We start from the raw sequence: 6,518 nt of genomic DNA on the forward strand, positions 1-6,518 counted from the left end.
CCAGCGCCTTGGCCACCTCGGTCTTGCCGACGCCGGCCGGCCCCTCGAGCAGGAGCGGCCGGCCGAGCGCCACCGCCAGGTGCAGCGCCATGGCGAGCCTGTCGTCGGCGACATAGCCCTGACGGGCCAGTTCGGCTTTCACGTCGCGATGCGTCATGCCGGTCGGGGGGCGCCGCGCAGGCCCGCGCGGCGCCCCAGTCCTGTCTCGGCCCCGGTCTCAGCCATGAAGGCCGAGGCGGTTCGCGGTCTTCCACACGCGCCAGTGGTCGTGCGGCATGTGCGTCTGCGTCAGCCCGAAGGGCCGGAACGCATCGTGGACGGCGTTCGAGAAGCAGGGCACGCCGCCGACGTTCGGGCTTTCGCCCACGCCCTTGGCGCCGATCGGGTGATGCGGGCTGGGCGTGACGGTGTGGTCGGTCGTGTAGTGCGGCGTCTCCCAGGCGGTCGGCACGAAGAAGTCCATCAGCGTGCCCGTCTTGACGTTGCCGAGTTCGTCATAGGCGATCTCCTGCCCCATCGCGATGGCCAGCGCCTCGGTCAGGCCGCCATGGACCTGCCCCTCGATGATCATCGGGTTGATCCGTGTGCCGCAGTCGTCGAGCGCGTAGAAGGAGCGGTTGTCGACCTCGCCCGTGTCCACGTCCACGTCGAGAACGCAGATGTAGGCGCCGAAGGGATAGGTCATGTTCGGCGGGTCGTAGTAGCTGACCGCCTCGAGCCCCGGCTCCAGCCCCGGAATGGCCTGGTTGTAGGCGGCGAAGGCGATCTCCTTCATCGTCTTGAACCGCTCCGGCGCGCCCTTGACCACGAAGCGGTCGACGTCGAACTCCACGTCGTCGTCATGGACCTCGAGGAGGTAGGCCGCGATCATCTGCGCCTTCGCCCGGATCTTGCGCGCGGCCATCGCCGTCGCCGCGCCCGCCACGGGGGTCGAGCGCGAGCCGTAGGTGCCGAGGCCGTAGGGCGCCGTGTCGGTGTCCCCCTCCTCGAGCGTGATGTCGTCCGCGGGCAGGCCGATCTCGGAGGCGATGATCTGCGCGAAGGTCGTGGCGTGGCCCTGCCCCTGGCTGATCGTGCCGAGCCGCGCGATGGCCGAGCCCGTGGGATGGATGCGGATCTCGCACGAGTCGAACATGCCGAGCCCGAGGATGTCGCAGTTCTTGACCGGCCCCGCGCCCACGATCTCGGTGAAGTGGGTGAGGCCGATGCCCATGAGCTTGCGGGTCTTGCCGGCCTTGAAGTCCTCGACCCGCTGCGCCTGCTCCTTGCGCAGCCCGTCGTAGCCCACCGCGTTCAGCGCCTTGTCCCAGGCGGTGTGGTAGTCGCCCGAGTCGTATTCCCAGCCGAGCGCCGACTGGTAGGGAAACTGCTCCTTCCGGATGAAGTTTATCCGGCGCAGTTCGGCCGCGTCCATGTCGAGCTTGATGGCGAGGATCTCGATCATGCGCTCGATGAAGTAGGCGGCCTCCGTCACCCGGAACGAGCAGCGGTAGGCCACGCCCCCCGGCGCCTTGTTGGTGTAGACGCCGTCGACCGCGAGATAGGCGGTCGGGATGTCGTAGGACCCGGTGCAGATGTTCATGAAGCCCGCCGGGAACTTCGTGGGGTCGGCGCAGGCGTCGAAACCGCCGTGATCGGCCGTCGTGTGGCACCAGAGGCCGGTGATCCGGCCGTCCTTCGTGGCCGCGATCTTGCCGTGCATCCAGTAGTCCCGGGCGAAGGCCGTGGACATCAGGTTCTCCATCCGGTCCTCGACCCACTTCACCGGCTTGCCGGTGACGATGGAGGCCACGACCGAGCAGACGTAGCCCGGGTAGGCGCCCACCTTGTTGCCGAAGCCGCCGCCGATGTCGGGGCTGATGATGCGGATGTTGTGCTCGGCGATGCCCGAGATGAGCGACACGACCGTGCGGATCGCGTGCGGCGCCTGGAAGGTGCCCCAGACGGTCAGCTTGCCCGTGACCTTGTCCATCGAGGCCACGCAGCCGCAGGTCTCGAGCGGGCAGGGATGGGTGCGGTGGTAGTAGACCATCTCCTCGGCCACCACGTCGGCGCCGGCGAGGACGGCCTCGGTCGCCTCCTTGTCGCCCTGTTCCCAGGTGAAGATGTGGTTGTGGTGCTTCCTGGGCCCGTGGGCGCCGGTCATCTTGCCCTCGAGATCCTCGCGCAGGACCGGGGCGTCGGGCTCGAGCGCCTTGAACGGATCGACGACGACCGGAAGCTCCTCGTATTCGACCTGCACGAGTTCCACGGCGTCGGCGGCCACGTAGCGGTCCTTGGCGACGACGTAGGCCACCTCCTGCCCCTGGAACAGCACCTTGCCGTCGGCGAGCACCATCTGCTTGTCGCCCGCGAGCGTCGGCATCCAGTGCAGGCCGAGCGGCGCGAGGTCGGCCGCCGTCAGCACCGCGACGACGCCCGGCAGCGCCATCGCCGCCGAGGTGTCGATCGAGACGACGCGCGCATGCGCATAGGGCGAGCGGACGAAGTCGCCGAAGAGCATCCCCGCCATCTGGATGTCGTCGACGTAGTTGCCCTTGCCCTGGGTGAAGCGCACGTCCTCGACGCGCTTGCGTGCGCAGCCCATGCCCTTCAGCTTGGCCGAACGCTCCTCGGGGGTTTCCACCGTGTCCTTCATTCCGCGGCCTCCACTTTCTTGCCTTGTCCTACCGCTTCGCTGCTCGAGGACGTTCCGTTCAGCATGTCGGCCGAGGCGAGGATCGCCTTGACGATGTTCTGATAGCCGGTGCAGCGGCAGAGGTTGCCGGCCATGCCGAAGCGGACCTCCTCCTCGGTGGGGGTCGGGTTCTCCTGGAGGAGGCGGTGCGCCCGCGTGATCATGCCCGGCGTGCAGTAGCCGCACTGAAGGCCGTGATGCTCGCGGAACATCTCCTGGATGACGCCGAGCGAGCCGTCGGGGTTCACGAGGCCCTCGACGGTGGTGATCTCGGCGCCCGCGGCCTGCGCGACGAAGACCGTGCAGGACTTCACCGAGCGGCCGTTCATGTCGACCGTGCAGGCCCCGCAATGCGAGGTCTCGCAGCCGATATGCGGCCCCCGGATGCCGAGCTGCTCGCGCAGCGTGTGGATCAGAAGCTCGCGGGGTTCGGCGAGGATGTCGTGCGTCTCGCCGTTGACGGTGATCTGGTAATGCTGCTTGCCCATGGCTGGCATCCTTTCGGGGATCAGGCGCGCGACACCGCGCGCGCGATGGCGCGGCGGATGATGACGCCCGCGACGTGGCGCTTGAACTCGACGGGTCCGCGGTTGTCCGGGCTCGGGTCGATGGCGGCGAGCGCGGCCTTCACGGCGGCGTCGATGTCGGAGGGGCCGCAGGCCGTGCCGACGAGGGCCTCCGCCGCTTCCGCCGACCACACCGGCGTGTCGGAGAGGTTGGTCATCGCGACCGAGGCCATGGCGCAGGCGCCGCCCTCCATCCGGACCATCGCGGCGCAGGCGGCGGTGGCGTAGTCGCCGATCTTCCGCTTCTGCTTCTCGTAGGCGTAGCCGGTGCCGGGCGCGGGGCGCGGAATGCGGATGCGCACGAGGATCTCCTCGTCCGCCCGCGCGGTGAAGAAGGCCGACTCGTAGAACTCGCGCGCCTTCACGCTGCGGGCGCCGTCCGGCCCCTCGAGGTCGAAGGAGGCGTCGAGGCACTGCATCAGCCCCGGCATGTCGTTGCCCGGATCGCCGTTGGCCACGTTGCCGCCGACCGTGCCCATGTAGCGCACCTGCGGATCGGCGATCTGGAGCGCGGCCTCGCGCAGGATCGGCGCGGCCTCGGCGAGGCCGTCATGGGCGATCAGCTCGTGCTGCGTGACCATCGCGCCGAGCGTGATCTCGCCGCCGTCGATACTGATGCCGCGCAGGACCGGGATGTCCTGGAGGTCGACCAGATGCGACAGGTCCGCCATGCGGAGCTTCATCATCGGAATGAGGCTGTGGCCGCCCGCGACGACGCGCGCGCCGTCGCCATGGGCCGTCAGGATCGCGACCGCCGACGCGATGTCGGCCGGCCGGTGGTACTCGAACCCGGCTGGTATCATGTGATGTGTCCTCCCTGCGGCCGCTTGTCGCGGCCCTCCCGCAGCGACGATGGTGCCGGCGCCGCAGGACCGCCATGGGCCCGGCACGAAAGACGCGGTCCGGCGCACGAAATGCGAAATGCCCGCACGAACGTCGCGGATCAGACGCCGAGCGCCTCGCGCACCGCGCCGAGGCGCGAGCGGCTGACCGGCACCTTCAGGCGCGGATCGACCTCGGCGAAGTAGAGGGCGCCGGTGTCCTTCAGCCGCTCGAAGCTCGAGACATGGGAGGGATTGATCAGGTAGCTGCGATGCACCCGCACGAAGCCCGACCCTTCCAGCCGCGCCGCCGCCTCGGTGATCGACCAGGGACAGAAGAGCCGCGCGCCGTTCGTGTAGAGGAGCGTATAGTGCCCCTCTGCCCGGATCGCGGCGATCGTCGCACGGCCGGCGAAGAGCGTGCGGCCGTCCTTCTCGTAGGGGATGCCGGGCGCGGCGGCGAGCGGCGCCTCGGCCAGAGGCTCCTCGACCGGCAAGACGGACGGCGCCGCGCCCACAAGCGCAGGCACGGGCTGCGCCTCCGGCCCGCCGAAGAAGGTCACGCCCGTCAGCAGGAAGGCGGCGCAGATCAGGAAGGCCGAGACCGCGACCCCCATCGCCAGCGCCTGGTTGCCGAGCACGGGCCCCGCCGCCGCCGCACCCCCCGGCGTCAGCACGAAGCCGGTCTGAAGGATGGCGAAGAAGTGCATCGTCACGACCGCCATCCCGAAGCAGACGGTGCCGAACAGGATGTTGCGCCGCGTCCGCCGGTCGTAGGCGACCCAGACCGCGAGGATCGACAGCGCAACGGCCGCGATGGTGGAGAGGATATAGTCGCCGATGCCGTTCACCGGGCGGCAGACCTCCATTCCCAGCATCCCCACGAAGTGCATCGCCGCGATGCCGACGCCGAGGACCGCACCGGCGGCCACCATCACCCGCGGCGTCCGCTGCCGGAAATGCAGGAGGAGGAGCGCGACACCCGCCATCAGGATCGCGATCAGCGCCGAGAGCAGCGTGACGAGCGCGTCGTAGTAGAACGGAAAGGGCAGTTGCATGCCCAGCATGGCGACGAAATGCATCGACCAGATGCCCCCGCCGAGCGCGACCGCCGACATGGCGAGCACGGCCTTGCGCTGGCCGACGGGGCGGGCCGAGGCGCCGTGGGTCAGCGACAGGCCCGTGAAGCCCGCCATCATCGCCACGGCGATCGAGGCCAGCACCAGCCAGGGATTGTGCGCGACGTCGAGCAGCGGACGGTCTCCTCCCAAAGGCGTCCTCAGGTCGGGGAACCTAGCACCCGCGCCCCGGCCCGGCCAGTGGGCCTCAGCCCTCCGCCGTCATCTCGGAGAGCAGCCAGTCGCGGAAGAGGGCCGCCTCGGGGCGTGGCGCGTCGCGGGCGGGGAGCACGACGTAATGCGCCTGGTCGTGCGCGAGCGCGAGATCGGCGCGAACGCGGATGCCGCCCCTGCGCGCGAAGGCGGATGCGAGGTCCGGCGCGATCAGCCCGACGCCGAGGCCGCTCGCCACCATCTCGAGGGCCGCGAGCGAGGAGTCGACGCTGACACCGCGCCCGATCTCGCCACGCGGCAGGCCCATGGCGTCGGCGAAGGCGTCCCAGAAGCTGTCGCAGCCGATGATGTGGATGGCGCCCCCGGCGAGGCGCGGGCGCAGCCCCTCGAGCGGGTCCGGGCCGAGGTCCATGTCGGCGGGACAGACGAGCACCGAGCCCGGCGCGGTCAGGCGGCGGACGTCGCCCGCGGGCCAGCGCCCGTCGCCGTAGCGGATGTCGATGTCGATGCTCTCCTCCGCCGCCGTCTCGGCCCAGGTCGCGCTACAGAGACGGATCTGCACCCGCGGATGCGCGGCGCGGAAGCGGTGGAGGCGCGGCGCGATGCAGAGCACCGAGAAGCTCGGCGGCGCGCGCACCACGAGGGGCCGTCCGCCCGCGACGCCGAAGAGGCCCGCGGTCGCGCCCGCAAGATCGTCGAAGGCCCGGCGGACCGACGGCAGGTAGGACAGGCCGAGCTCGGTCAGCTCGACCCCGCGCGGCAGGCGGTGGAAGAGCGGATGGCCGATCCGCGCCTCGAGCGCGCGGATCTGCTGGCTGACGGCGGCGGGCGTCAGGCCCAGCTCGGCCCCGGCCGCGGTGAAGCCGCCGAGGCGGGCCGCGGCCTCGAACGTCCTGAGCCAGGCCGGCGGCGGCAGGTTGCGCATGGATGACCCCGTTTCACTGATGCCTTTCCCGGAGTTTCCATTGTTTGTGCAGGGTCAACAAGCCTGCAATCCTCGCGCGACGGGAGGCGCCGGTGGATATCTGGGACTATATCATCGTGGGCGCGGGCTCGGCGGGTTGCGTGCTCGCCGAACGGCTCAGCGCCGACGGGCGCGCGCGGGTGCTCGTGCTCGAGGCCGGCGGCACCGACCGGCGCCCCGAGATCCGCGTGCCCATCG

General features: G+C 70.3%; 6 protein-coding genes and 1 pseudogene. 1 reads left to right on the plus strand and 6 read right to left on the minus strand.

Annotation, left to right across the window (positions count from 1 at the left end; translation table 11 throughout):
* The 6 genes and pseudogenes from ACTS11_RS06150 to ACTS11_RS06175 form a co-directional block, all read right to left on the minus strand.
* Positions 1-157, minus strand: a pseudogene (locus tag ACTS11_RS06150) (AAA family ATPase); the annotation flags it as partial.
* 60 nt (positions 158-217) lie between these two features.
* Entirely contained in the window at positions 218-2,638 is a 2,421-nt protein-coding gene (locus ACTS11_RS06155) for an aerobic carbon-monoxide dehydrogenase large subunit (protein ID WP_442639455.1), read from the minus strand.
* Positions 2,635-3,165, minus strand: coding sequence for a (2Fe-2S)-binding protein (locus tag ACTS11_RS06160; RefSeq protein ID WP_442639456.1), 531 nt, complete (start codon positions 3,163-3,165; stop codon positions 2,635-2,637). The genes ACTS11_RS06155 and ACTS11_RS06160 overlap by 4 nt, the downstream gene beginning before the upstream one ends.
* Positions 3,166-3,185: 20 nt before the next feature.
* On the minus strand, positions 3,186-4,046 hold the full coding sequence (locus ACTS11_RS06165) for an FAD binding domain-containing protein (protein ID WP_442639457.1): 861 nt from the start codon (positions 4,044-4,046) through the stop codon (positions 3,186-3,188).
* 140 nt (positions 4,047-4,186) lie between these two features.
* Positions 4,187-5,335, minus strand: a complete 1,149-nt coding sequence (locus ACTS11_RS06170) for an MHYT domain-containing protein (protein ID WP_442639458.1) — start codon at positions 5,333-5,335, stop codon at positions 4,187-4,189.
* Positions 5,336-5,390: 55 nt separating this feature from the next.
* On the minus strand, positions 5,391-6,281 hold the full coding sequence (locus ACTS11_RS06175) for a LysR substrate-binding domain-containing protein (protein WP_442639459.1): 891 nt from the start codon (positions 6,279-6,281) through the stop codon (positions 5,391-5,393).
* Between the two features lie 92 nt (positions 6,282-6,373).
* On the opposite strand from ACTS11_RS06175, the gene ACTS11_RS06180 reads away from it, so the two are divergent.
* On the plus strand, positions 6,374-6,518 hold a 145-nt coding region (locus ACTS11_RS06180; protein WP_442639460.1), incomplete at its 3' end, for an NAD(P)-binding protein.

The organism is Roseicyclus sp. (assembly GCF_052168335.1).
GTDB lineage: Bacteria > Pseudomonadota > Alphaproteobacteria > Rhodobacterales > Rhodobacteraceae > Roseibacterium.